This window comes from Streptomyces hawaiiensis (assembly GCF_004803895.1).
In the GTDB taxonomy this organism is placed as follows: domain Bacteria; phylum Actinomycetota; class Actinomycetes; order Streptomycetales; family Streptomycetaceae; genus Streptomyces; species Streptomyces hawaiiensis.
Genome location: NZ_CP021978.1, coordinates 7,136,317 through 7,157,902 on the forward strand (window position 1 = coordinate 7,136,317; position 21,586 = coordinate 7,157,902).

At 67.0% G+C, this 21,586-nt stretch carries 21 protein-coding genes and 7 pseudogenes; 19 read left to right on the plus strand and 9 right to left on the minus strand.

Features of this window, described 5'->3' with window-relative positions:
- The first annotated feature begins 46 nt into the window (after nucleotides 1–46).
- The 8 genes and pseudogenes from CEB94_RS32735 (at nucleotide 47) to CEB94_RS32770 (ending at nucleotide 7,657) form a co-directional block, all read left to right on the plus strand.
- Nucleotides 47–931 carry a carbohydrate ABC transporter permease gene (locus CEB94_RS32735; protein WP_175435613.1) on the plus strand — a complete coding sequence of 295 codons (885 nt, stop codon included), beginning with the start codon at nucleotides 47–49 and terminating at the stop codon, nucleotides 929–931.
- Between the two features lie 85 nt (nucleotides 932–1,016).
- Nucleotides 1,017–1,334, plus strand: coding sequence for an L-rhamnose mutarotase (locus tag CEB94_RS32740; RefSeq protein ID WP_175435614.1), 318 nt, complete (start codon nucleotides 1,017–1,019; stop codon nucleotides 1,332–1,334).
- An 88-nt stretch (nucleotides 1,335–1,422) separates the two neighbouring features.
- Nucleotides 1,423–1,993, plus strand: a pseudogene (locus tag CEB94_RS32745) (fumarylacetoacetate hydrolase family protein).
- A gap of 20 nt (nucleotides 1,994–2,013) precedes the next feature.
- Entirely contained in the window at nucleotides 2,014–2,772 is a 759-nt protein-coding gene (locus CEB94_RS32750) for an SDR family NAD(P)-dependent oxidoreductase (protein ID WP_175435615.1), read from the plus strand.
- Nucleotides 2,769–3,800 carry an aldo/keto reductase gene (locus tag CEB94_RS32755; RefSeq protein ID WP_175435616.1) on the plus strand — a complete coding sequence of 344 codons (1,032 nt, stop codon included), beginning with the start codon at nucleotides 2,769–2,771 and terminating at the stop codon, nucleotides 3,798–3,800. Before CEB94_RS32750 ends, CEB94_RS32755 begins: the two co-directional genes overlap by 4 nt.
- Nucleotides 3,801–3,805: 5 nt before the next feature.
- Nucleotides 3,806–4,504: pseudogene (locus CEB94_RS32760) on the plus strand (amidohydrolase family protein); the annotation flags it as partial.
- Between the two features lie 149 nt (nucleotides 4,505–4,653).
- Nucleotides 4,654–4,869: pseudogene (locus tag CEB94_RS42300) on the plus strand (ABATE domain-containing protein); the annotation flags it as partial.
- A gap of 274 nt (nucleotides 4,870–5,143) precedes the next feature.
- Complete coding sequence (locus CEB94_RS32770; RefSeq protein ID WP_246111979.1) at nucleotides 5,144–7,657, plus strand: excinuclease ABC subunit UvrA; 2,514 nt, start codon at nucleotides 5,144–5,146, stop codon at nucleotides 7,655–7,657.
- A gap of 249 nt (nucleotides 7,658–7,906) precedes the next feature.
- Here CEB94_RS32770 and CEB94_RS41965 read toward each other — a convergent pair whose 3' ends face one another.
- Nucleotides 7,907–8,371 carry a winged helix-turn-helix transcriptional regulator gene (locus tag CEB94_RS41965; protein ID WP_179956577.1) on the minus strand — a complete coding sequence of 155 codons (465 nt, stop codon included), beginning with the start codon at nucleotides 8,369–8,371 and terminating at the stop codon, nucleotides 7,907–7,909.
- A 217-nt stretch (nucleotides 8,372–8,588) separates the two neighbouring features.
- Here CEB94_RS41965 and CEB94_RS32780 point away from each other — a divergent pair, with 217 nt between their 5' ends.
- The 4 genes from CEB94_RS32780 to CEB94_RS32795 all read left to right on the plus strand — a co-directional run bounded on the left by CEB94_RS32780 (nucleotide 8,589) and on the right by CEB94_RS32795 (nucleotide 10,403).
- A complete protein-coding gene (locus CEB94_RS32780; RefSeq protein WP_246111980.1) occupies nucleotides 8,589–9,023 on the plus strand; it encodes a MarR family winged helix-turn-helix transcriptional regulator in 435 nt (144 codons plus the stop codon).
- A 195-nt stretch (nucleotides 9,024–9,218) separates the two neighbouring features.
- Nucleotides 9,219–9,368: a hypothetical protein gene (locus CEB94_RS32785; protein ID WP_175430202.1), complete on the plus strand. Its 150-nt coding sequence runs from the start codon at nucleotides 9,219–9,221 to the stop codon at nucleotides 9,366–9,368.
- A gap of 38 nt (nucleotides 9,369–9,406) precedes the next feature.
- A protein-coding gene (locus CEB94_RS32790) for an IS5 family transposase (protein ID WP_175437250.1) occupies nucleotides 9,407–10,212 on the plus strand; the annotation gives its coding sequence in 2 pieces (ribosomal slippage) (nucleotides 9,407–9,743 and nucleotides 9,743–10,212; 807 coding nt in all).
- Nucleotides 10,213–10,250: 38 nt separating this feature from the next.
- The gene (locus tag CEB94_RS32795) at nucleotides 10,251–10,403 is read left to right on the plus strand and encodes a hypothetical protein (protein WP_175435618.1); all 153 of its coding nucleotides are present in this window, start codon (nucleotides 10,251–10,253) and stop codon (nucleotides 10,401–10,403) included.
- 25 nt (nucleotides 10,404–10,428) lie between these two features.
- Here CEB94_RS32795 and CEB94_RS32800 read toward each other — a convergent pair whose 3' ends face one another.
- Complete coding sequence (locus tag CEB94_RS32800; protein ID WP_175435619.1) at nucleotides 10,429–10,731, minus strand: hypothetical protein; 303 nt, start codon at nucleotides 10,729–10,731, stop codon at nucleotides 10,429–10,431.
- A gap of 230 nt (nucleotides 10,732–10,961) precedes the next feature.
- Between CEB94_RS32800 and CEB94_RS32805 the strand changes: the two genes are divergently transcribed.
- The 7 genes and pseudogenes from CEB94_RS32805 to CEB94_RS42310 all read left to right on the plus strand — a co-directional run bounded on the left by CEB94_RS32805 (nucleotide 10,962) and on the right by CEB94_RS42310 (nucleotide 16,021).
- Nucleotides 10,962–11,756: a hypothetical protein gene (locus CEB94_RS32805; protein ID WP_175435620.1), complete on the plus strand. Its 795-nt coding sequence runs from the start codon at nucleotides 10,962–10,964 to the stop codon at nucleotides 11,754–11,756.
- A 204-nt stretch (nucleotides 11,757–11,960) separates the two neighbouring features.
- A pseudogene (locus CEB94_RS42305) lies at nucleotides 11,961–13,049 on the plus strand (IS630 family transposase).
- Nucleotides 13,050–13,084: 35 nt separating this feature from the next.
- Nucleotides 13,085–13,876 (plus strand): aminoglycoside adenylyltransferase family protein, encoded by a 792-nt coding sequence (locus CEB94_RS32820; RefSeq protein WP_425472509.1) that lies wholly within the window; start codon nucleotides 13,085–13,087, stop codon nucleotides 13,874–13,876.
- 92 nt (nucleotides 13,877–13,968) lie between these two features.
- Nucleotides 13,969–14,124, plus strand: a pseudogene (locus CEB94_RS32825) (aminoglycoside phosphotransferase family protein); the annotation flags it as partial.
- A 330-nt stretch (nucleotides 14,125–14,454) separates the two neighbouring features.
- Nucleotides 14,455–14,667 (plus strand): hypothetical protein, encoded by a 213-nt coding sequence (locus CEB94_RS41230; protein WP_246111982.1) that lies wholly within the window; start codon nucleotides 14,455–14,457, stop codon nucleotides 14,665–14,667.
- Nucleotides 14,667–15,239 carry a site-specific integrase gene (locus CEB94_RS32830; protein WP_246112204.1) on the plus strand — a complete coding sequence of 191 codons (573 nt, stop codon included), beginning with the start codon at nucleotides 14,667–14,669 and terminating at the stop codon, nucleotides 15,237–15,239. The genes CEB94_RS41230 and CEB94_RS32830 overlap by 1 nt, the downstream gene beginning before the upstream one ends.
- Before the next feature lie 386 nt (nucleotides 15,240–15,625).
- Nucleotides 15,626–16,021, plus strand: coding sequence for an IS3 family transposase (locus CEB94_RS42310; protein ID WP_175435622.1), 396 nt, complete (start codon nucleotides 15,626–15,628; stop codon nucleotides 16,019–16,021).
- On the opposite strand, the pseudogene CEB94_RS32840 reads toward CEB94_RS42310, so the two are convergent.
- The 7 genes and pseudogenes from CEB94_RS32840 to CEB94_RS32870 form a co-directional block, all read right to left on the minus strand.
- Nucleotides 15,942–16,916: pseudogene (locus tag CEB94_RS32840) on the minus strand (IS30 family transposase). The gene CEB94_RS42310 and the pseudogene CEB94_RS32840 sit on opposite strands and share 80 nt — an antisense overlap.
- A 560-nt stretch (nucleotides 16,917–17,476) precedes the next feature.
- Nucleotides 17,477–17,782 (minus strand): hypothetical protein, encoded by a 306-nt coding sequence (locus CEB94_RS32845; RefSeq protein WP_175435623.1) that lies wholly within the window; start codon nucleotides 17,780–17,782, stop codon nucleotides 17,477–17,479.
- Between the two features lie 844 nt (nucleotides 17,783–18,626).
- Nucleotides 18,627–19,139 carry a transposase family protein gene (locus CEB94_RS32850; RefSeq protein ID WP_246111983.1) on the minus strand — a complete coding sequence of 171 codons (513 nt, stop codon included), beginning with the start codon at nucleotides 19,137–19,139 and terminating at the stop codon, nucleotides 18,627–18,629.
- Nucleotides 19,049–19,402 carry a helix-turn-helix domain-containing protein gene (locus tag CEB94_RS42315; RefSeq protein WP_175435624.1) on the minus strand — a complete coding sequence of 118 codons (354 nt, stop codon included), beginning with the start codon at nucleotides 19,400–19,402 and terminating at the stop codon, nucleotides 19,049–19,051. The genes CEB94_RS32850 and CEB94_RS42315 overlap by 91 nt, the downstream gene beginning before the upstream one ends.
- A 572-nt stretch (nucleotides 19,403–19,974) precedes the next feature.
- On the minus strand, nucleotides 19,975–20,910 hold the full coding sequence (locus CEB94_RS32860) for an LLM class flavin-dependent oxidoreductase (RefSeq protein WP_175435625.1): 936 nt from the start codon (nucleotides 20,908–20,910) through the stop codon (nucleotides 19,975–19,977).
- Nucleotides 20,911–21,053: 143 nt separating this feature from the next.
- Nucleotides 21,054–21,218, minus strand: a pseudogene (locus CEB94_RS32865) (transposase); the annotation flags it as partial.
- Entirely contained in the window at nucleotides 21,191–21,457 is a 267-nt protein-coding gene (locus tag CEB94_RS32870) for a hypothetical protein (protein WP_175435626.1), read from the minus strand. The pseudogene CEB94_RS32865 and the gene CEB94_RS32870, both read right to left, overlap by 28 nt.
- Nucleotides 21,458–21,586 lie beyond the last annotated feature (129 nt).

The following is a 21,586-nucleotide window of genomic DNA, read 5'->3' on the forward strand; positions in this document are numbered from 1 at the left end:
CCCGCCGCCCCGTACCGCCGGCGCCGGCACCAGCCCGAGGAAGCCCATGCGCCGAAAGCGCCGCCCGAGGTCACTGGCCGCCCGGCTGGCCTGGCTCATCGTCATGGGCCTGTCCGCGCTGTTCTTCTGCGTGCCGGTGGTGTGGCTCCTGCTGGCCCCGACCAAGACCGACGGCCAGATCGTGCGGGACAACCCGTTCTCCTTCGGCTCGCTCGGCGCGGTCGCCGACGCCTGGCACCACCTCTACGCGTTCCAGGACGGCGCCATCCTCACCTGGCTGCTGAACTCGGCGCTCTACACGTTCGGCGCGCTGGCCGTGACCCTGGTGACGTCGATCCCCGCCGGGTACGCGCTGGCTCTCACCCAGTTCATCGGGCGACGGCTGCTGCTGACCATCACCATGCTCGTGATGCTCATGCCGACGGCCGCGATGGTGCTGCCCCTGTACCTGGGGATGAACGCCGTGCACCTGGACGGCACGATCTGGTCGGTGATCCTGCCCTTCTCCTTCTTCCCGTTCGGCGTCTACCTCACCTACATCTACTTCTCCTCCAACGTCCCCTCCGACCTGCTGGCCGCAGCGCGCATCGACGGCTGCTCGGAGTGGCAGGTCTTCCGTCTCATCGCGATGCCACTGGCCAAGCCCGTGATCGCCCTGGTCGGCTTCTTCAACTTCGTCGGCAACTGGAACAACTTCTTCCTGCCGTTCGTGATGCTGCCCGACAGCTCCCAATACCCGGCGCAGGTGGGCTTGAACAACCTGCTCGCCGCCTCGCCGCTGTTCAACACCGCCGGCGGCGCGGGAAACCAGATCCTGCGGCCCGAACTGGCCCTGGCCACCCTGGTGACCATCGTCCCTGTTCTGATCGTGTTCCTCTTCTCCCAACGCGCTCTCGTGTCCGGCATGCTCGCCGGCGCGACAAAAGAGTGAGGCGGCAGCCGCACCATTGGCGCCGCGTCGTAGTGGCTACGCCGCCGTATGGGCGACGCCTCCCACACTCGCCGGAAGGACCCCGATGAAACGGGTTGCCCAGACGATCCGCCTGCGGCCCGAGCACCGTGAGCCGTATCTGCGCCTGCACTCCGCGGTCTGGCCGGGCGTCGAGGCCGCGCTGCGGGCCGCGAACATCCGTAACTACAGCATCTTTCTGCGCGAGGACACGCTGTTCGGCTACTTCGAGTACCACGGCGACGACTTCGAGGCCGACATGGCCGCGATCGGCGCCGACCCGACCACCCAGGCCTGGTGGAAGCTCACCGACCCCTGCCAGGAGCCCTGGGCCGATACCGGCACCGGAGGCAACTGGTCGGACCTGACCGAGATCTGCATCTGAGCGATCCCGGCACACCGTGACGCTCACCCGCGATCCCCCATCCCTCGCCCGAGCCACCTGACAACCACCCATGGCAAGGAAACGCCCAGTGAAACTTCTACGAGTCGGCGCGCCCGGCGAGGAGAGTCCCGCAGTCCGCACCGAGGAAGGCCGGCTGCTCGACCTGTCCTCCGTGACCTCCGACATCGACGGCGCCTTCCTCGCCTCGGACGGTGTCGACCGGGCTCGGGCGGCGGTCGCGACGGGCAGTCTGCCCGAACTGGACTGCGGTCAGCCATGACGTCTCCGAGCGCGAGTTCCAGCTGGAGTTCTCGTCGCAGTGGGACCTGGGCAAGTCCTGCGAGACCTTCAACCCACTCGGCCCCTGGCTGGTCACCGCCGACGAGGTCGGTGACCCACAGAACCTCGGCCTGCACCTGAGCGTCAACGGCGTGAAGCGGCAGAACGGCCACACCGGCGACATGATCTTCCCGGTCGACCACCTCGTGTCGTACGTGAGCCAGTACATGGTCCTGGAGCCGGGCGACGTGATCAACACCGGTACTCCCGCAGGCGTGGCCCTCGGCCTCCCCGGCACCCCCTACCTCCGCTCCGGCGACACCGTCGAGCTCTCCGTCGACGGCCTCGGCGGCCAGCGCCAGACCTTCGGCCAAGCGTGAAGGGCACCCCTTTGAGCAGTATGAGCGGCCTGTCAGGGCTCAAGGCCGTCGTCACCGGCGGCGGCTCCGGCATCGGGCTGGCCACGTCCCGGATGCTGGCCGAGCACGGCGCCACGGTGGCCGTTCTCGACCTCGACCCCTCCGGCGCCCCCGAGCCGCTGATCGCCCTCAAGGCCGACCTCGGCGACGACGCCTCGGTACGAGTCGCCGTGGACGCCGCTGCCGAGCGGCTCGGTGGCCTGGACATCCTGGTCAACAACGCGGGCATCGGCGCCGTCGGTACCGTCGAGGACAACCCGGACGAGGAGTGGCACCGCATCCTCGATGTCAACGTCCTGGGGACGGTGCGCACCACCCGGGCAGCCCTGCCGTATCTGCGGCGCTCGTCGCACGCGGCGGTCGTCAACACATGCTCCATCGCGGCCACCGCGGGCCTCCCTCAGCGCGCCCTGTACTCCGCGAGCAAGGGTGCGGTGCTTTCACTGACCTTGGCGATGGCCGCGGACCATGTCCGTGAGGGCATCCGCGTCAACTGCGTCAACCCCGGCACCGCCGACACACCCTGGGTGACCCGGCTCCTGGACGCCGCAGTCGACCCGGAGGCGGAACGAGTCGCCCTCGACGGACGCCAGCCCCTGGGCCGCCTGGTCGCCGCGGACGAGGTGGCGGCAGCCGTGGTCTACCTGGCGAGCCCCGCTGCGGCGTCCGTCACCGGCACAGCCCTCGCCGTCGACGGTGGCATGCAGGGGCTCCGACTGCGCCCGGCGGTCGGCGCATGAGAGAGACGACGCTGGGCGGCACTGGTGTCAGGGTCACCGAGCTGTCGTTCGGGGCCGCCGGCATCGGCAACCTCTTCCGCCCGGTCACCGACGAAGCCGCGTCCGCCACGGTGGAGGCCGCCTGGGACGCGGGCGTACGCACCTTCGACACCGCCCCGCACTACGGACTCGGGCTGTCCGAGCGACGCCTGGGCGCCGCGCTGCGCGGACGCGACCGCGACACGTACACCGTCTCCACCAAGGTCGGACGACTGCTCGAACCCAACTCTGAAGGCGGTCGCGGCGATGATCTCGCCCACGGCTTCGCCGTGCGCGACACCCACCGGCGGGTCTGGGACTTCAGCTGCGACGGAGTCCTGCGCTCCCTGGAAGCGAGCCTGGACCGCCTCGGCCTCGACCGTGTGGACATCGCCTTGCTGCACGACCCGGACCGCCACGCCGAGCAGGCTCTTACCGAGGCATACCCTGCGTTGGAACGGCTGCGCGGTGAAGGTGTCGTCAAGGCGATCGGCATCGGAGTGAACCAGTGCGCGCTCCCCGCCCGCTTCCTGCGCGAAACGGACATCGACGTCGTGCTGCTGGCCGGCCGCTACACCCTGCTGGAGCAGGAGGGACTTGCTGAGGTGCTGCCGGAGGCCGCCGCCCGCGGCAGGAGTGTCATCGTCGGCGGGGTGTTCAACTCGGGTCTGCTCACCGACCCGAAACCCGGGGCCACGTACGACTACGCGCCGGCCCCACGACACGTGCTGGACCGGGCGTTGCGCATGAAGGCGGTCACCGAACGCCACGGCGTACCGCTGCGCGCAGCCGCTCTGCGCTTCCCGTTCGGCCATCCGGCGGTCGCGAGCGTACTGTCCGGCGCGCGTTCCGCCAAGGAGGTCCGCGACACAGTGGATCAGCTGCGGCGAACCATGCCGGCCGCGGTCTGGGACGGACTGCGCGCCGAGGGGCTGCGGCCCCCGCACGTCCCCGTCCCTGCCACACCGGTCGAAGAAGCCGATCGGCCGAAGGGGGAGTCGTGGGGGTGACCGCCATGGAGGCGAGCACCGGTGAGGGCGTCATCGACGCACACCACCACGTGCGGGACCTCTCCGTCCGTGACCAGGACTGGATCACCGGACGGGAACTCGCCTCGCTGCGCCGCGACTTCACGCTCGTCGACCTGCAGCCGGAGGCCCGGGCCGCCGGGGTCACCGCGACGGTCCTGGTCCAGACGATCGATGTACCGGCGGAAACGCGGGAGTTCCTGGCCTTGGCCCAGGACAGCGACCTGGTGGCCGGCGTCGTGGGCTGGACCGACCTGGCCTCCCCGGAAGTCGCCCGCGCGCTCGCGGCGCTGCGGGAGGGGCCGGGTGGCGAGCACCTGGTGGGCATCCGCCATCAGGTGCAGGGCGAATCCGATCCTCACTGGCTGGTGCGGCCGGACGTGCTGCGTGGGCTCGCCGCAGTGGCCGAGGCAGGGCTCGTGTACGACCTGGTTGTCAAGCCTCACCAGCTCGCGGCCGCGCATGCGGCCGCCCGGCTGCTTCCCGGCCTGACCTTCGTACTCGAACACGCGGGCAAGCCCCCCATCGCCTCGGGCGAGCTGCGGCCATGGGCGGACTCGGTGCGCCTGCTGGCCTCGCTGCCCAACACCGGCTCCAAGCTCTCCGGCATGGTGACCGAGGCCGACTGGGGCCAGTGGAGCGTCGAGGACCTCCGGCCGTACGCGGATACGGTGCTGGACGCTTTCGAGGTGGGCGGTGACCTGCTCAGGGGTGCCGTGCGGAACGCGTGGAAGAGTCCGCAACCGAAGGAGCCGCCCTGCCGTCGGCGCCGGGCGAGGCGGAGCATCCCGCCCTGGGCCTGGCCAACAGCGCCATGGCGCTGCCCGGCGGGCACATGGCCGACCTCCTGGGCACCCCCGCCCGGGCCGAACAGTGGCTGGCGCGGCGCGACCTCGCCCTGGCCGGCGCCGGCTTGGCGGAGGTGTGCGCGACACGGTTGCGCTCGCTGCGCGAGCAGGTCAGGTCGCTGCTGGCCTCCCGTGCCGCCGGGCAGCCCGCCCTGCCCGCCGCCGTCACGGCGGTCAACGACGCGATGACCCGCGTCCCGACCGCATCCCTGCTGCTGTGGGACGAGAAGACCGGGCCCTACCGCGTCTCCCCCACCCCACCACCGCGATCGTCGAGCACGCCCTGGCGGTCATCGCCGCCGACGCCGCCGACCTGCTCACTTCCCCGACCTTCTCGGAGCTCCCTCTATCTTCTACTTCCATGGAAGAAATATCTGAGGAATCATGTTCCGGGTATGCTGATTCGTCGGACGCTGCGAGCAGTCGTCTGTTCCGGAGGCCGAAGACCCTCGGGTGACGCGCTCAGGAGGAGAAGCGATGGCGCACGACGAGGTAACAGGCGGCGGTCGGTGGGTCGAGGCCCAGGGCGCACAAAGTACGGACGCGACGGATTCGCCGCTGTCCATCCAGGTGCACGGGGCGAAGGTCCACAACCTGAAGAACGTCGACGTGACGGTGCCGCTGCGCCAACTGGTGGCAGTGGCAGGGGTGTCCGGCTCCGGGAAGTCGTCGCTGGCGATGGGGGTGCTGTACGCGGAGGGCTCACGGCGCTACATAGAGGCGCTGTCCACGTACACCCGCCGGCGTATGGCGCAGGCACCGCGTGCGTCGGTGGACAGCGTCGAGCACGTGCCCGCCGCCCTCGCCCTGCGGCAGCGGCCCGGGGTGCCCGGCGTGCGCAGCACTTTCGGCACGTCGACCGAGCTGCTCAACGTGCTGCGCCTGCTGTTCTCCCGGCTGGGATCACACCTGTGCCCCAACGGCCACCGGCTGGACCCCACCATCGACGTGGCGGCGGGACTGGACCTGACCTGCCCTGTATGCGAGGTGACGTTCTACCCGCCGGGCGCGGAGTCGCTGGCCTTCAACTCGGACGGCGCATGCCCGCAGTGCACCGGTACCGGCACGGTGCGGGAGGTCGACGAAGCGGCTCTCGTCCCCGATCCACAACGCACCATCGCCGAGGGGGCAGTAGCTCCGTGGTCCATGTTCGGGTTGACGGTGATGCCGCAGGTCGTCGCCGAGTTCGGGGTGCGCACCGACGTGCCGTACACGGAACTGACCGCACGCGAGCGGGAAATCGTCATGCACGGTCCCGCGGAGCAGCGGCACATCAGTGTCCGGTCCAAGAACGGCAAGTTCTTCGAGCTGGACTTCACTTACCGCAACGCGCGCCGGGCCGTCGAGGAGGCCCTGCGCAAGGCCACCACCGAACGCGGGCTGAACCGTGTGAACAGGTTCATCAGCGCCCAGGTGTGTCCGGCCTGCCACGGCACCCGGCTCAGCGAGCAGGCCCGCGCCACCCTCGTCGACGGCATCAACCTCGCCGAAGCCGCCGCGAAGACGCTCGACGAACTCATCGCCTGGACCCCCACCCTCGCGGACGCCCTGCCGCCCGAGATGCGCCCGATGGCACGGAACATCGTCGCCACCCTGTTGGAGACCGCCCGCCGCCTCGTCGAACTCGGCCTCGGCTACCTCGCCCTGGACCGGGCGAGCTCCACCCTGTCGACCGGCGAGCGCCAACGCGTCCAACTGGCCCGCGCCGTACGCAACCAGACGACCGGCGTGCTCTACGTCCTCGACGAACCCTCCATCGGCCTGCACCCTTCGAACGTGGACGGTCTGCTCGGCGTCATGCGCGACCTGCTCCGCGACGGCAACTCCGTGGTCCTCGTCGACCACGACGTCCAGGTCCTGCGCGAAGCCGACTGGCTCATCGAGATCGGCCCCGGCTCCGGCACCGAAGGCGGCACCGTCCTGGCCACCGGCGACGTCACCACCCTCGGCAAGGACCCCGACTCCCTGATCGGTGGATTCCTCACCGGCCGCGTACCCGTCCTCGTCCGCCAACGGGCCGGCCGCGACAAGATGTTCGACCAAGGCCGCATCCACCTCTCCACCCGACCCCTGCACACCGTGCACGCCTTGGACGTCGACATCCCCCGGGGCCGCCTGACCGCTGTGACCGGCGTGTCCGGATCGGGCAAGACCACGCTGATCCTCGAAAGCCTGATCCCCGCGCTCCAGGCGAAAGCTGCGGGCAGAGCGCTGCCTGACCATGTGGCCGCGGTGGACGTTCAGGCGATCACCCGGGTGAACACGGTCGACGCCACCCCCATCGGCGTCAACGTCCGCTCCACCGTCGCCACCTACAGCGGCATCCTCGACGACCTGCGCCGCGCCTACGCCGCCACCGATGCGGCCAAGCAGCGGGGGCTCACCGCCGCGGACTTCTCCTACAACACCGGCTCCCTGCGCTGCCCCCGTTGCGAAGGGACCGGCCAGGTCTCCCTCGACGTTCAGTTCCTGCCGGATGTCGACATCGCCTGCCCCGCATGTGACGGCACCCGGTACGCCCCCCGCAGCCGCCGACATCCGCCGTCCGGCCTCCGGAAACCCGGACGACGGAATGTCCTTGCCCGAGCTGCTTGCCCTCACCGTCAGGCATGCGATCGAGCAGGTCGGCGACATCCGCCGCGTGAGAACCCGGCTGCAAGCCCTCATCGACCTCGGACTCGGATACCTCACCCTCGGCGAAGACACCCCGGCCCTGTCCGGCGGCGAGGCACAGCGGTTGAAGCTCGCCACCGAGCTGACCCGGAACCAGTCCGACACCCTCTTCGTCCTGGACGAACCCAGCGTCGGCCTCCATCCTCTCGACATCCGCACGCTCCTGGACGTCCTCCAGCGACTGGGCGACAACGGCGCCACCGTCATCGTCATCGAACACGACCTGGACATGATCGCCAACGCCGACTACGTCATCGACATGGGCCCCGGAGGGGGCATCGCCGGCGGCACCATCGTCGCCACCGGAACACCCGATGACCTCTCATCTGATCCGCACAGTGTCACGGCCCGCTATCTCAACCGCCATCTTCTGCACCCGAAGAGGTAACCCGAGCAGAGTCGCGCCCCGGCTGCTCGGCGAGGCGCGAACGAAGCGCCTTGAGAGGGGGACTGCGGCGGTCACTCGCAAGCGGTTCGTCGTCAGGACTCCTCGGGGTCGGCGCGGCGTGCGTTCCGACTGCGGAGTCCTGTTCTCACCTCTGGTAACCAGGCACCTCAACGCACCCATCACCTCTGCATGACCCGGCACAGGGCTCGGCCTCGCTGGCGGGCGTCGCAACTCTCGCGTGCTGCGAGTACCTCGGTGAAATGCCTTTCGGCCCCATGGCCCAGCGCTTGGAGTGAGGCATGCGGAGTGTGTCCCCGCGGGGCCAGTTCGTATTCGACCCTGGGTGGGACCTCGGCGTACACGTGCCGGGCGACAAGTCCGTGGCGTTCCAGGTCCCGGAGCGTTTCGGTGAGGACTTTCGCGCTGATGCCGTTGCCGCAGGAGGCCGTCCGGCCGCAGGGAGCAGGGATCGGCGACCGACCGCCCCGCGACGATCTTCTCCGCGGACTGCCGTCCACGACCAGCGTGAGCACCGCGTCGGCCCGACCGGCTTCGTGCTCAAGCCAGGAGCGTTTGTCGCCGTCCTCCGGCGCCGTAGGAGCCAGGTTCGGCGGGCGAGCATTACGCCAGCCAGTGGCCCTCATCCTCGAAGGTGAGCCGAGCCCTGTGCGAAGAGAGCGGCTTGGAATGGTGGTGACCCCTTCAGCGGCGGAGCGTCCGGGTGACGGAACATGTCGTGGCGCTGATGGTGGTCACGGGGGATCCTCACGGCCGTTCCGTGCTCCGGGCGGTCAGAGCTACCATGAAGTAATCAATGGAAGAAGATTCTGTGGAAGATGAATTGTGGTTGATCTGAAGCTGGTGTTCCACGACCTGGTCCAGTTCGAGATCGAGCTCTGGAATGCCGTCGATGCGAGGCTGCGCGCCGAATACGACCTCCAGCTCACGTGGTTCGAGGTGATGCAGCTGCTCGCCGGGCGCTCGGGATGCCGGATCCAGGACGTTGCGGAGGAGTTCGGGATCACGGTCGGCGGGACGAGCAAGGTGGTCGACCGTATCGAGGCTGCCGGTTACTGCGCGCGGCGCGCCAATCCGAACGACCGTCGCTCCTCGCTCGTCGAGCTCACACCCGCCGGCCGACGAGTGGTGGACAACGCCATGAAGGTCTTCGAGGCAGAACTCGAGGCACGCATCGGCTCCGTGCTCCCCGAGCGGGAACTGGAGAGGTTCGCCGCGACCCTGAGCGCGCTCCGGACGGCGGGTCGTGCGGTGAGCGCAGGTCAGAAGCCGGCGTAGGGGGGCGTAGGGGACGTACGGCTCGATGTGGACAGGGCTCGGCGGCCTGGTGGTTGAACCGGCGTTGCCGCCTGCCTGTCCATCGGCCTCCGATGACGCTGGCCGTCTGCGACAGCCTGGACACCGCCGGACGGGAAGGCCGCGCCCGTGGACTGCGGGACCAGTCTGTAAACCGGTGCAGGGCAGTTCGTCTGCATGGGTCCGCTGCCCGGCCACGCGGTGCCCTACGGGCAGTCCGTCGTGGCTCCTCTTCTGGATCTTCCCGCCGACGCCCACCCCCTGGCCGGGGAGGCGCTGTGGATGTGGGCGAACGAGCAGGCCGAACGGGCTCGGGCATCGCGGTGAGCCTGCTGTTCCGCGCCGACAGTCTTGACCCCTTCCGGCTGGTAGGTGCCGATCTCTATGATGTGTGGGATCGTGTCGCCCCGCTCCTCCCGCCTCGCCCGCCGCGGCGTCAGCGGTATCCGGGCCGGCTGCCGGCGGATGACCGTGCGGCTCTGCGCGTAATCGTGCACGTGCTGCGCACGGGTGTGGCCTGGGCGGACGTGCCGACTGAGACGATCGGCTGCAGCGGGGTGACATGCCGGCGGCGGCTGCGGGACTGGACCGAGGCCGGTGTCTGGCCCCGGCTGCACGAGATCCTCCTCGCGGAACTTCGAAAGGCCGGACTGTTGGACATGGAGGACGCCGCAGTCGACGGCTCGCATGCCCGGGCCCTGAAAGGGGGGCTCACACCGGACCTTCGCCGGTCGACCGCGGCCGCCGGGGCAGCAAGCACCATGTGATCACCGACCGGCACGGAACACCCCTTGCGGTGTCGTTGACCAGCGGAAACCGTCACGACGTCACCCAGCTCATGCCCCTGCTGGACGCGATACCCCGCATCCGCGGACTGGTGGGCCGGCCCTGTCACCGGCCACGGCGGCTGTTCGCCGACCGCGGATACGACTACGACAAGTACCGACGGGTCCTCCGCGCTCGTGGCATCACGCCGAAGATCGCCCGCAAGGGCACCGCCCACGGCTCCGGCCTGGGCAGGACCAGGTGGGTCGTCGAGCGAACCTTCGCCTGGCTCCACCAGTTCAAGCGCCTGCGGACCCGCTACGAGATACGAGCCGACCTCCACCTCGGACTGCTCCAACTCGCTTGCAGCATCATCTGCTTGAGACGACTCCGAACCTCATTCTGAAATGATCAGTAAGGGCTGTCCCGTAAATGATCTACGGCATGTCGATCGAGTATCGGCGCTGTGCCTCATCCAGCGAGGGTGAGGTTGTGGAGCAACAGCACCGGGCCGTGGCCACCCGTTACGACAAGCGTCGTTACGTCTACCTCGGCACCGCAACCGCCGCAACCCTCGTCATCTGGCTCCGAACGTGATCGCCCGGACAAGTTCGAGGTCAGTTCATGCGGCGCCGCTGGCGTCCGGGGCGATGAAGCGCCGGTAGAGGGGGGCGAACGTCACCTGGGGCTCGGTCGTAATGCCCAGTTCCCCCTTGACCACGGGTGCGACCCTGTCGGCGATGAACCGTGTGAAGTGATCCTCCGTCTCCCAGACGTCGGCCGCGTGGAAGCCGTCGTCGGCGAACCAGCCCACGTGCATCACGAACCCGTCCGGAGCGTCGTCTTCCCAGCCCACCCGGCCACGCGCCGCGTCGTACGCCTCTGGCGTGAGCTCGGGCCACACAAAGGTCATCACGACTGCCATGGGAGTTCCTCTCCATCGCCTCGGTGCGCCGCAGCCTGTGCGGCACGGCAGTACGACGCTAAGCAGGTCAGGCCGGCCGGGCACATCGAAGCAGCCATTCGGGGCAGGTCGCCTCGCGGTCGGACCGCTCTCCACCTCAAGATCGATTACGGGACAGCCCTTGGCGGAGGTTCGCGCCCGTTGAGGCAAAGGCGTGGCGATGATCCAAGGCGCACTGGCAACATGCCGACATGCCATCGCTCTACAAGAACACCAAGCGGTACTACGGCTGTCGCTTCGGACAGGCTCAACTGCGCAACCTGGCGGCCATGGTTGGCGAGGACATGGCGCCGGGATCAGTGTCCTTCCGTACGAACTTTGGCACTTACCACTTTCAGGCGGACACCCTGGCTGCCCTCGTTGCCGAGGTGGAAGCGTCCCCAGACATCGGCACCAACAAGCCCTGGGACAACCTTACGATCACCGCACAAGGGCCCGCTCCTGGCTCTGAATGCAGCATCACAATCGACCCAGATCGCACGGCCGTGGAGGTCAAAACTGACACCCACAACACTTGGGCTCGCGGCCTCGAAGCCCGCATCGGCGAACTCCTGACAGACCAAGCCGCGGGCCGCCATGACCAGACCCGCTCGCCAGCGGCCAAGCGCTTGCGCAGTTCCCTGGCGGGGGTCGGGCTCTGGGCCTTCGTCCTTTGGTACAGCATCACCGTGTACCCGACCTCTCAAGAGGAGGTCGTTCTCGCGAACGGCAAGCACGCGCTCACGCGGGCGGGCGGCCAGCTTCCAACTAGTTCGCTGGTGGTGTTGGGCACACTTCTCCTGTGGTGTATCGGCAACGCAGTAAGACACTTCGTCGGGGTGCGCGCCACCAGACCGACTTTGGTCGTGGCGTCCGATCTTCCTTCCGGCCCCGCCTGGCAGCGCCTCTCCTTCGCGGACAAGGTTGCAACTGTCGTTGCTGTACTGACTGGGCTAGCCATGGTGGGAACCGTCGTGTCAGCCGCAGCCGATGTCTTCAAGCCCTGACGCAACGGCCACACTGCCCCTGCGATGGGGCCCAGACACCTATTACTCACCCCCGCGCTGACCGGCCGGGGGTTTCTTCATGCCCTCGGAGGTAGCACCCACTTGCCCACCGTCCAGCACCAGGTCGTTACTGACTTCAGCTCGTCGGGGTGAATCTTTGCGAAGACCCTGATGGGTGTGGGTGGGCGGCTGTATCCGTGTGGTGTGAGATATGCGGATGGGGGCGGGTTGACCCCTGCGGGACGTCGCCGCCGGGAGTCGGTACGGGTACAGGCGGCCGAGTTGTACGAGCAGGAGACCAAGCCGTCGGAGGTCGCACGGCGCCTGCGGGTGAGCGTGAAGTCGGCGTGCCACTGGCACCAGTTGTGGCGGGACGGCGGTCGTGAGGCTCTGGCTTCCCGCGGCCCGAGTGGATCCCGTTGCCGGCTGTCCCCGCGCTGTCTGGAGAAACTGGCCGCGTACCTCGATGAGGGCCCGGCCGCCCACGGCTGGGTGGAGGACCAGGTGTGGACCGCATCGAGGGTGGCCACACTGATCGGCAGGAAGTTCCACGTCTCCTACGTCTCCTACAGCGTCTCCGGCGCCACGCGGCTGATGCACCGGCTCGGCTTCAGCCCGCAGGTCCCCGCACGCAGGGTCGCCGAGCGCGACGAGCGGGCCGTGACCGCGTGGAAGGAGGCGACCTGGGCGGAGGTAAAAGGGCCCGGGCGGCCTGCGGGGGTTACATCTGCTTCGAGGACGAAGCAGGGTTCACCCGGAAGCCGCCACGGGGACGAACCTGGGGCCGGCGAGGGCGCACCCCGGTCGTGACCGTCAGCGGGCGCCGCTCAGGGCGCCTGTCGGTGGCCGGGCTGATCGCGATACGGCCGGGCTCGCGCACCCGGCTGTGTCACCGGCTGCGCACCCCCCGAGCGGGCAGCAGCGCACGCCGCAGCATGGGCGAGCGGGACTTCATCGCGCTCATCGACGGCGTCCACCAGCTCGTCAAGGCACCGATCGTGCTGGTCTGGGACCGTCTGAACACCCACGTCTCCCACGCTATGCGCGAGCTGACCGCCGAGCGGGAGTGGTTGACGGTGTTCCTGCTGCCCGCCTACTCGCCCGATCTCAACCCCGTCGAGTGGGTATGGGCACACGTCAAGCGGAGCTTGGCCAACCTCGCCGTGGTCGCGCTCGACCGGCTCGAAGCCCTCGTCCGTAACCGGCTAAAAGCGCCTTCAGTACCGGCCCGACACCCTCAACGGCTTCATAGCCGGCACCGGCCTGACCTTCAACGAACCCACGTCCCCTTGACGAGCCGAAGTCAATACTGCCGTGCAGTCGGCTGGATGACAGGAGACCCTGGTGCAGTGAATCAGGTTCAGGAGATCGTGGGGCTGGTCGGCGGTGTGCTGGGCCAAGATGTCATCGGCACCTACCTCCACGGCTCCGCCGTGCTCGGTGGACTTAGGCCGGCCAGCGACGTGGACGTGTTGGTCGTCTCCCGGCGGCGAATGGATGAGCAGGATCGACGGACCCTCTGCGGTGGACTGCTCCGGATCTCCGGCTCCCGAAACAAGGTCCGCCCGGTCGAGCTCACCGTGGTCGTCCAGTCCGAGGTCCAGCCGTGGCGGTACCCGCCGACCGGCGATTTCCTTTACGGCGAGTGGCTGCGTGCGGAGTACGAGGCCGGGAATGTCCCCCAGCCGGAGCCGATGCCCGATCTGGCCCTGCTGATCACTATGACGCTGACCGGCGACCACCCCTTCACCGGCCCGCGCCCGGCGCAGGTCCTCGACCCCGTTCCGCAGGCCGACCTGATCCGGGCGAGTGTGGCGGGTATCCCCGGCCTGCTCGACGACCTTCACAGCGACACCCGCAACGTCCTGCTGACCTTCGCCCGTATCTGGACCACGCTCGCCACTGGCCAGATCAAGTCGAAGGACGCCGCCGCCGACTGGGCCCTTGCCCAGCTCCCGCCCGAGCACCGCGCCGCCCTCGGGTACGCCAGGCAGCTCTATCTCAACTGCCCCTACTCTGAAGAGAGCTGGAGTGATGAATTGCAGGCGCAGGTGCGTCCCCATGTGGACCGCGTGCTTGCTGAGATCGACCGGCTGCGTGCCTGTGATAGGGCTCTTTGAAATGCCCAAACCCCTCGCTATGGGTGCGGACAGACCTGCTCGCCCCCACCTGCACTCTGGCCGTACCGCCGTCCGAATGATGAGGTGGCACGGTGAGCATCCAAGATGAAGCGGCGGCTGTCCGACCGTTGACGCTGGCTTGGGTGAGCCGGCACCTGGAGGTCGGCGAACGAATCGTCAGAACCGAGGCGCTGCACGGCGGCATCACTGCCGAAATGCAGAGGCTGACCATCGGCACGCGGGACGGAGACATCCCCATCACCCGAACCGCGCGAGTTGAGGGCCGCTGCCTGAAGTCCCAGGGTGTCAAACCTGACGCGGTGGTCCACCTGCGTCCTGCCGCGCCCTCCAGCAGGGGGTGAGCAGCTCGGCGGCGGCAAGGTTGCCCACCGCACGCGCCCAGGCTGCTCCAGCAACCATCGCAAGGCGCACCTCGGCCCGGCCGAGGCGGACTGAACGCAGCGCCAGGGGCGTCTCCCCCGGCCCACCATCGTCACCCTGAAGTGCCGAACTCAGTAACGGAGGACCATGTGGTGGAGTGGATGCGGTGGGCACTCCAAGGAGGCCATGTCCGCGGCGTGAACACCGGAATGGGTCTCGGGGTCACGTCGGTGGACATGAGCCTGGCCCGGCTGAAGGATGCCCTGAACCGCGCTGTCACGCGCGGCCTGGTGACCGTGAACGTAGCCAGCGAAGTGCACATCCCGCTGAAGGCCCGCAAGGCGGAGCGGAAGACGAAGGCGGTCGTCCAGCCGTGGAACGCCTCGGAGGTGGGTGCCTTGTCGCTGTGATGAAGGTGGACCGTCTGTACGCGCCGCTGCTGCTGTCCTTGATGGGGCTCCGTCCGGCGGAGGTCTGCGGCTTGAGGTGGTCGGACATCGACCTGCACGCGGGCACGCTCAGCATCGCTGACACGCGGACCATGATGGGGAACCGCACAGTGGTGGAGAAGGACACGAAGAGCATGGCGGGGGAGCGCGTTTTGCCGCTTCCGAGTTTGGTAAGGGAGGCGCTGAAGGCGTTCCGTGCCACGCAGGCAGTGGAACGTCTGGCGGCGGGTGACGGCTATGAGGGCGCCGGTTACGTACTCGTGGATGAACTTGGCGCCGCGTTGAACGCTCGGCAGTTGCGGGTGCGGGCCTACAAGATCATGGATGAAAACGGCCTTCGCAGGGTCCGTCTGTACGATGCTCGGGCGTCTTGCCTCACGTACCTCGCCAATAACGGGGTGCCGGATCACCTGCTTGCCATGTGGGCCGGGCACACGAACGTGAAGACGACGAAGAAGTGGTACGTGAAGCCGGACGTGGCGGACCTGCTTCCAGCAGCGGAGGCATGGGGAGGTCTCGCAGGGGGCGTGTGACAGATCGTGACAGATGAAGGTGTGAACCCGTGAGCGAAGCCAAGATCGAAACGCTGCAATACCGCTTTGACGGGCCAGAAGCCTGTCTTGATCTTGGGACCGTCCCTCGGTACCACATGGCACATGTCGTAGAAGCCGTCTTTGGGCGTCCACACGGTCCGGAACGACACCGTTTGCGTAGGCAGATTCCCTGAGGTCCGGGAGCATCTACGGGGTTGGTGACACGGGCGTGACACGTGAGGCACCTCTGGCGGCCTGATGGCCGGCCGCCACCGCGCGTTCCTGGTCGTCGACGCCCTGGGCATGGCTGTCGGCCGCGGTCGGCTCAAGCCCGGCTGCATCGCGCATTCCGATCGCGGATCGGAGTACGACCCGACGCCGACCTGGTGCCGGCCACGCTGGAGTACGCCCTCGCGTCCCGCGAGGTCGAGTCCGGCTGGCTCATCCATCCCGCCGACCACGGCCGTCAGTACACGTCCATCAATCTGACAACTCGCCTCATGGGAGCGGGAGTTCGGGCATCAATAGGTTCCGTCGGGGACTCGTACAACAATGCTCTCGCCGAGAACCTGTGGATGCTGATCAAGACGGAGTGCGTGCGCGGTCGCGTCTTCGCGACCAGGGCTGAGGCGAACCTCGCGCTCTTCCAGTACATCGACTGCTCCCACATCAGCCGGCGGATCCAGGAACGGCTCGGCTGGCTCAGCCCGACGAGTACCGCAGCACAGTCGGCCGACGGTCGGGGTGGTCCTGACGGGCGAGGAACGGGGGTCGGCCGTTGAGTTGCTGGGCGACGTGTTCGAGGTCTTCGGGGCTGTGCACGGACGGGTCGGTGCTCTTGGGGAAGTACTGCCTCAGCAGGCCGTTGACGGCACGTGTTCTCCGAGTCACCCGACGATCCCGCCGAACCTCTCCCGTCGAAGAAGCCCGGCCCGCCAAGGCTGCACCAATAGGTGTTCTCGTTCGAGCCGCGCTGCCAGGGTGAGTGCGGGTCGCAGAAGTAGACCGGTACTCCCGTGGCGACGGTGAACTGTTTGTGTGCGGCCATCTCGCAGCCCTGGTCCCAGGTCAGCGAGCCGCGCAGGTGCGCGGGCAAGGTCTGGATCAGGGGAACCAGCATGTCGCGGACCTCCTCGGCGGTGTGTCCGCCGGGCAGATGCCCGAGCATGAGTAGCGGGTGGAGCGCTCGACCAGGATCACGATCGCGCTCTCGCTGCGGGGGCCGACGATCAGATCGCCTTCCCAGTGGCCGGGCACCGCCCGGTCCTCGACCTCGGCAGGACGCTCGAGATCATCACCATCTCGTCGACGAACCGGCGGGTGCGCTGCTCGGGGCTGCGGTGGGGTTTGCGGCGGGTGCGCCCGCTGCGCAGCGCGGCCGCGACTTCGCGGCGCAGTCCGCCACGGGCCTGGACGTAGATCGCCTGGTAGATCGTTTCCGGACTCACGTGCATGCTCTCGTCGTCGGTGCAGTTCGGCCTCGACCGTTGCGACGGATGACTCCGAAGCGGTGGCGACGATGGTGGTCACACCGGTCTTGTAGTCGATGCGGCGCCCGTCGGGATGCAGGCGCGAGTGGCCGATCTGCCGGATACCGCGGTCCCAGTCCTCAGCGGTGCGTTCATGGACGCCGGCCTGCGCGGCGGCCTCGCGGCGCCGGACTCCCGCAGCACGCAGCCGCTCGTACTCCGCCCGACCGGGGTGGGCGGGCCTGCGAGGCTTGCCGCGACCGCGGATTCCGGCCTGGCGTGCCCCTCCGAACGCCGTGTTGCGGTTCACTCCGACTGCACGAGCCGCAGCAGTGATGCTGCCGTTCTCCCTGTCCAGCGCCTCGAAGAACCTCGCCTTCAGTACCTCGAAATCCACGATCCCCGCAACTCCCTGAACTCCAGGGTGTTGCGGGGATCAATAGAACCCGCCCTCGGCGGGGCTTCTGTGCGCAGGGGTTACGACGGAGTGCAGCGGCTGGTGTGGGCACCGTTGCACTCCGGCTCTCCGCTTGAGCACGCGGAGCAAGGACGCCTTTTCAGTACGGCCACTGATCGGGTGACGCCGGTAGTGTGCGCAACGCACGAGACTCCCGTTCCGTTGGGGGAGGCGTTCGAAGTCTCAACCCACCGGCGCAGGAGCCTCGTGCGTTGCAGAGCCGACCCCTTCCCTTGATCAGTAGGTACGTCGGCAGCATCGCTCTTCAGCGGCCACCGGCGTGCGTTATTCGAGACAGGAACAGACGGGCATTACCTCTTGACGTAGAGGTAGTAGAAGGGTGAGAAGGGGCCGACCGAGACGCAAAGGTATGCGCTCCACTTGCCCTCCGCGATGCCGTTGCTACCCGCCGACTCGCAGGAAGCAGCCATGCCATAGAACGAGGCTTCGCGAACGAAACCCTCAGGAGGCGTCCATGGCTTCGCGGAGGAAGCCGCAGGCTGGTGTGCGGCGCTGACAGGATTGCCATCCGAGGCGGCAAAAGCCTGCGGGACGCTCAGGGCGAGCATGCCGACCAGAATCGCGCAGGGCACAGCTTTCCGTATCGAACGAGTCATAGCACATTCCTTCTCGTTGGGTCGCGTCGAAATGAAATAGGACACACGGCTCCGCCACGGGAACATGGCGACCGTTCATCAGTCCGCTAAAGCCTGTTGCAGAGCGAGGGCAGCGCTTGCTTCACGCCGTAATCTCGTTTGACGAGCACTGCGTGCCTGGATTTTGGCGATCCGCAGTGCCTATTGATCTCGCCGCAAGGCGCTACGCGATCTTCCAGCACTGCAACACGCTTTCTAAGCAATGTCTCGAAAGTTGGCGAGCTGGTTCAGCCTCGAGCTGGTCGCGCAGGTGCTCTGTGCTCAACGACCGTGCTCATCGGGGTTCGCCGAGCTGCATCCGGCCCAGTTCCCCCGCCAGGAACAGGTGGTACGGATCAAGGGCGGACGCACTTTGCCGCCTCGGCCCAACTTACTATAGGCCGTGGATCTCGAGGACCTGGGTCCTGCTAGTGGCGATGTAATAGGGCACTAGACTGCGCACCAACCTCTCAGCTCTCAGGATATGTCATCGTGAGAATGTTGCAAGCTTAGAGCATAATGCAATCCGCGCCGAGGAGACAGTACTGACCAATGAATTAAGTAGATTGCAGTCACCTCGACCGCCAGTGTATACACCCTGAAGTCTAAGATGTCTTTCCCGCTTGCGTCAAGTATCTTATAAGCCAGGCAACGGCTCATTGTGAGCGTCTCCGACATCGGAGAAGAAGACGCTACGGCGGCACGAAGGAGCGCCCCTAGAGGGGATAGGTTGTGAGCAACATGGGCGCTGTCAATCGCTTTTCCCTAAGGGGTCGCAGAAGAACAACGTGCAGGCGATCGGTGCGTCGGCCTGCGCAGTCAAGTCTCAGAACCCACAAGTTGATTCTCTGCGAGCCCTAACGAGCTCGTGCACGGTAGGCGGTGAGACGTCGCGAGCTTCGGTGCGGCCCGGGTTCACTTCTGCCGTGTTGGCTTCAGGTCCACGGTCTGCTGGTGGGACAGCAAGCCGGCGATTGCTTGGATGGTGTTGCTCGCGGCGGCCGGGGTGGCGGGTCAGGGCCCGCCAGTTCTGCAGATGGGCGATGCCGTGCTCGACCCGGATACGGCGTGAGGAGTGTGCCTTGCGCTGGCGCTCGTACATCTCCTCGTACCAGTCGGCGGCGTTCTTCTTGAACTTGCGGTGCGGTGGTGTCATCACCCGGCCGCCGGTCTGGGCGCCCAGGCCCTGGTAGCGGGCATCGGCGAGGATCTCGACTGCGGGCCCGTCGGCCAGGAACCTGGCCAGCCCTAACTGGCGGGCTTGGGTGATATCCGCGCAGCTTGCGGGCCGTGCTGGGCTGCACCACAGCACGCGACCTTCGCCGTCTGTGACGACCACGGACTTGACGGCGTTCTGCTGTTCTTGCCGGAGATGAAGGTGTCCCGGTCCTTGCGTCCGGCGGCCGGGCGGCGAACCCGGATCTCGGTGCCGTCGACGATGCCGGTCATTCCGCTCGACCCGAGATGGTCGACGACCTCGGCCAGAGACCGCAGCCGCACGTCGGGGCTGACGGTGCATCCTCGCTCGGCGAGCAGGGGCCGCACCTCGCCGACGGCCCGGGTGATGGTAGAGCGGTCCACTCCGAACCAGCAGGCCAGCACGTCATGGGTGGCCCCGTGACGAAGATGGACGAGCGTGGCGGGAGCCGGTCGACGAACACCAGCCGGTGCTTCGCGCCGGCCCCCACATCCCGCTTCCGCGGTCGAGCGGCAAGCCTCGCTTGGTAACGCTCCTGCCGCAACGGGCCGATCTCCTCGACGAGTACGGTAATCACGCCGGCAGTGCGGCGGGGTTGCCGGACCCGACGCCGAGGGCGCCCGATCAGCGTCGTGATCCGCGACAGGGTCTGGTCCGGCCCATGCGCCACCGGGCCCTTGGCCAGCTCCCGGGCCAGCACGGCGAACAGTTCGTCGCTGAGCAGCGGCAGTGATGCCGGGCCTTTCGAGGACAGGGCTCCCGGCCGGTCCAGCGACCAAGCCTTGGTCAACGCTGTACCGACCGGATGCTGACCCGCGGGTCGTGAGCGATGACCGCGTCTTCGCCGCCCTGCCTGTACCGCTCGGCCGCCTGTAACCGCGACTTCTCGCGGCAGGCCCGCCGTTCGTCGGTTAGCCCGCCCCCTTGCGCACACCTCATGCAGTCGGCATACCGCAGGGATCACGAGACGTCAGCCCTACGGCACCACGCTTCGGAGGTCGCAGTCGAGTTGAGCGAGGCTTTCCGTGGCAATGCGTTCGAAGACCCTCTCATCCGCAGCAAAGTAGGAGTCAGGAATTGGCCAATGTATGACAATCTCAGTGAAGCCGAGCTGTGCGTGCCTTCCGGCGAAGTCGACAAAAGCGTCGAGAGATTGCAGGGGAATACTACGGTCGGGTGTGAATCCGGTTAGGAGAATCCTTTCTATTCCGTCGGGATTGCGGCCAAGATTCTTGCAGGATGCACTTAAGGTTTCGATTTGCTTACGCAGGGCCTGGATCGACTGCTCTGGTGTCCCATTCTCGTATAGTTTCATATCTCCTGTTGTTACCCATGCCTGACCATATCGTGCAGCAAGTTCTATTCCCCTTGGGCCAGCGGCTGCCACTGCAAAGGGAAGGCGCGGCCGCTGCACGCAGCCGGGGATATTTCGCACCTCGCTGGCTGAATAGAATGATCCATCATAAGATGTACCGGTTGCGGTATCTTGACGCAGCAGAAGGTCTAGAAGGAGGACGAATTCAGCGTAGCGGTCGGCTCGTTCGCGGGGCGACCATGGTTCTTGACCGAGAGCGGTAGCGTCGAATCCTGTTCCGCCAGATCCTACACCTAATGTGAATCGTCCTTGGGAGACATCATCCAGGGAGATTAGTTCCTTTGCAAGGCTTACAGGATGCCTGAAGTTTGGAGTGGTTACGAGTGTCCCGAGTCGCATTCTCTGGGTGACAGTCGAAGCCGCTGTAAGCGTAGGTAGTGCGCCGAACCATGATCGGTTTCGGAAGGAGCGCCATGACAAATGATCGTAAGTATAGCCAGCATTGAACCCAAGTTCTTCTGCCCGTTCCCAGAGGATCTTACCCCCCTCGTGCCAGCGACGATGCGGAAGAATTACTGTGCTTAGACGCAGACTCATGCCTCTGACATTACTAGATGACTCCGTTGGGGCCCTCGGGTACAGGGTGTATCGCAGTGAACGGCCAGCAGTATGAGAAACATTTGCTATTTCGAGCGAAATAGAGGAATATGCCCCCATGTGGCCCTACCCGCTGACAACGGCTAACACAATGAGCCGAGCTGCCGATGGGAGATGAGACAGCAGGCGAGTTTGAGGAACGCTGCATGGATGTCGGCCCGACGTTCCCAGCAAGTACGCAGGCGTCGGAAGCCGTGGGGCCAGGCAAAGGTCCGCTCGATCACATACCGGAGATGCCCTGCTCCTGTTCAGCGATAACGAAGGCGCTTTCGCCGCCGGCGTCCATTCCGGTGTCCAGGATCTTGTCGTTCAGCAAGGTCGCGGCCTGGTCGGCCAGGAAGAGCCGAGTTCCCTCGATGCTCAAGACCTGATCGCCATCGGCGGGTGCTGCGGTAACCCGAAGCTGCCAGGTCTCGGCGGAACCATCGGTCGTGGATATGCGCAGCCCGGCGCCCGTCGGCCGACAGGAAGAGGTCGTCGAGTTCACGGTCCCAGGTTGTGTCGGCATATCGATCACCGGCGAGGCTGCCATCACAACGCGGACAGTTCTCGATGCCACTCGTTGGAGCGGCCGTCCGGCAAGAACGCCCCTGACAGGTCATCAGGCCACTACACT

Bases quoted from the DNA above. Each gene is read 5' to 3' on its own strand.
- CEB94_RS32785 (WP_175430202.1), top strand. From the start codon at position 9,219: ATGGGTCCGCTGCCCGGCCACGCGGTGCCCTACGGGCAGTCCGTCGTG.
- CEB94_RS32820 (WP_425472509.1), top strand. From the start codon at position 13,085: ATGACAGGAGACCCTGGTGCAGTGAATCAGGTTCAGGAGATCGTGGGG.
- CEB94_RS41965 (WP_179956577.1), bottom strand. From the start codon at position 8,371: ATGAGGGCCACTGGCTGGCGTAATGCTCGCCCGCCGAACCTGGCTCCT.
- CEB94_RS32845 (WP_175435623.1), bottom strand. From the start codon at position 17,782: ATGACTCGTTCGATACGGAAAGCTGTGCCCTGCGCGATTCTGGTCGGC.
- CEB94_RS32770 (WP_246111979.1), top strand. From the start codon at position 5,144: ATGGCGCACGACGAGGTAACAGGCGGCGGTCGGTGGGTCGAGGCCCAG.
- CEB94_RS32735 (WP_175435613.1), top strand. From the start codon at position 47: ATGCGCCGAAAGCGCCGCCCGAGGTCACTGGCCGCCCGGCTGGCCTGG.
- CEB94_RS32805 (WP_175435620.1), top strand. From the start codon at position 10,962: ATGCCATCGCTCTACAAGAACACCAAGCGGTACTACGGCTGTCGCTTC.
- CEB94_RS32750 (WP_175435615.1), top strand. From the start codon at position 2,014: ATGAGCGGCCTGTCAGGGCTCAAGGCCGTCGTCACCGGCGGCGGCTCC.
- CEB94_RS32795 (WP_175435618.1), top strand. From the start codon at position 10,251: ATGTCGATCGAGTATCGGCGCTGTGCCTCATCCAGCGAGGGTGAGGTT.
- CEB94_RS32755 (WP_175435616.1), top strand. From the start codon at position 2,769: ATGAGAGAGACGACGCTGGGCGGCACTGGTGTCAGGGTCACCGAGCTG.
- CEB94_RS32830 (WP_246112204.1), top strand. From the start codon at position 14,667: ATGAAGGTGGACCGTCTGTACGCGCCGCTGCTGCTGTCCTTGATGGGG.
- CEB94_RS32740 (WP_175435614.1), top strand. From the start codon at position 1,017: ATGAAACGGGTTGCCCAGACGATCCGCCTGCGGCCCGAGCACCGTGAG.
- CEB94_RS32800 (WP_175435619.1), bottom strand. From the start codon at position 10,731: ATGGCAGTCGTGATGACCTTTGTGTGGCCCGAGCTCACGCCAGAGGCG.
- CEB94_RS32860 (WP_175435625.1), bottom strand. From the start codon at position 20,910: ATGAGTCTGCGTCTAAGCACAGTAATTCTTCCGCATCGTCGCTGGCAC.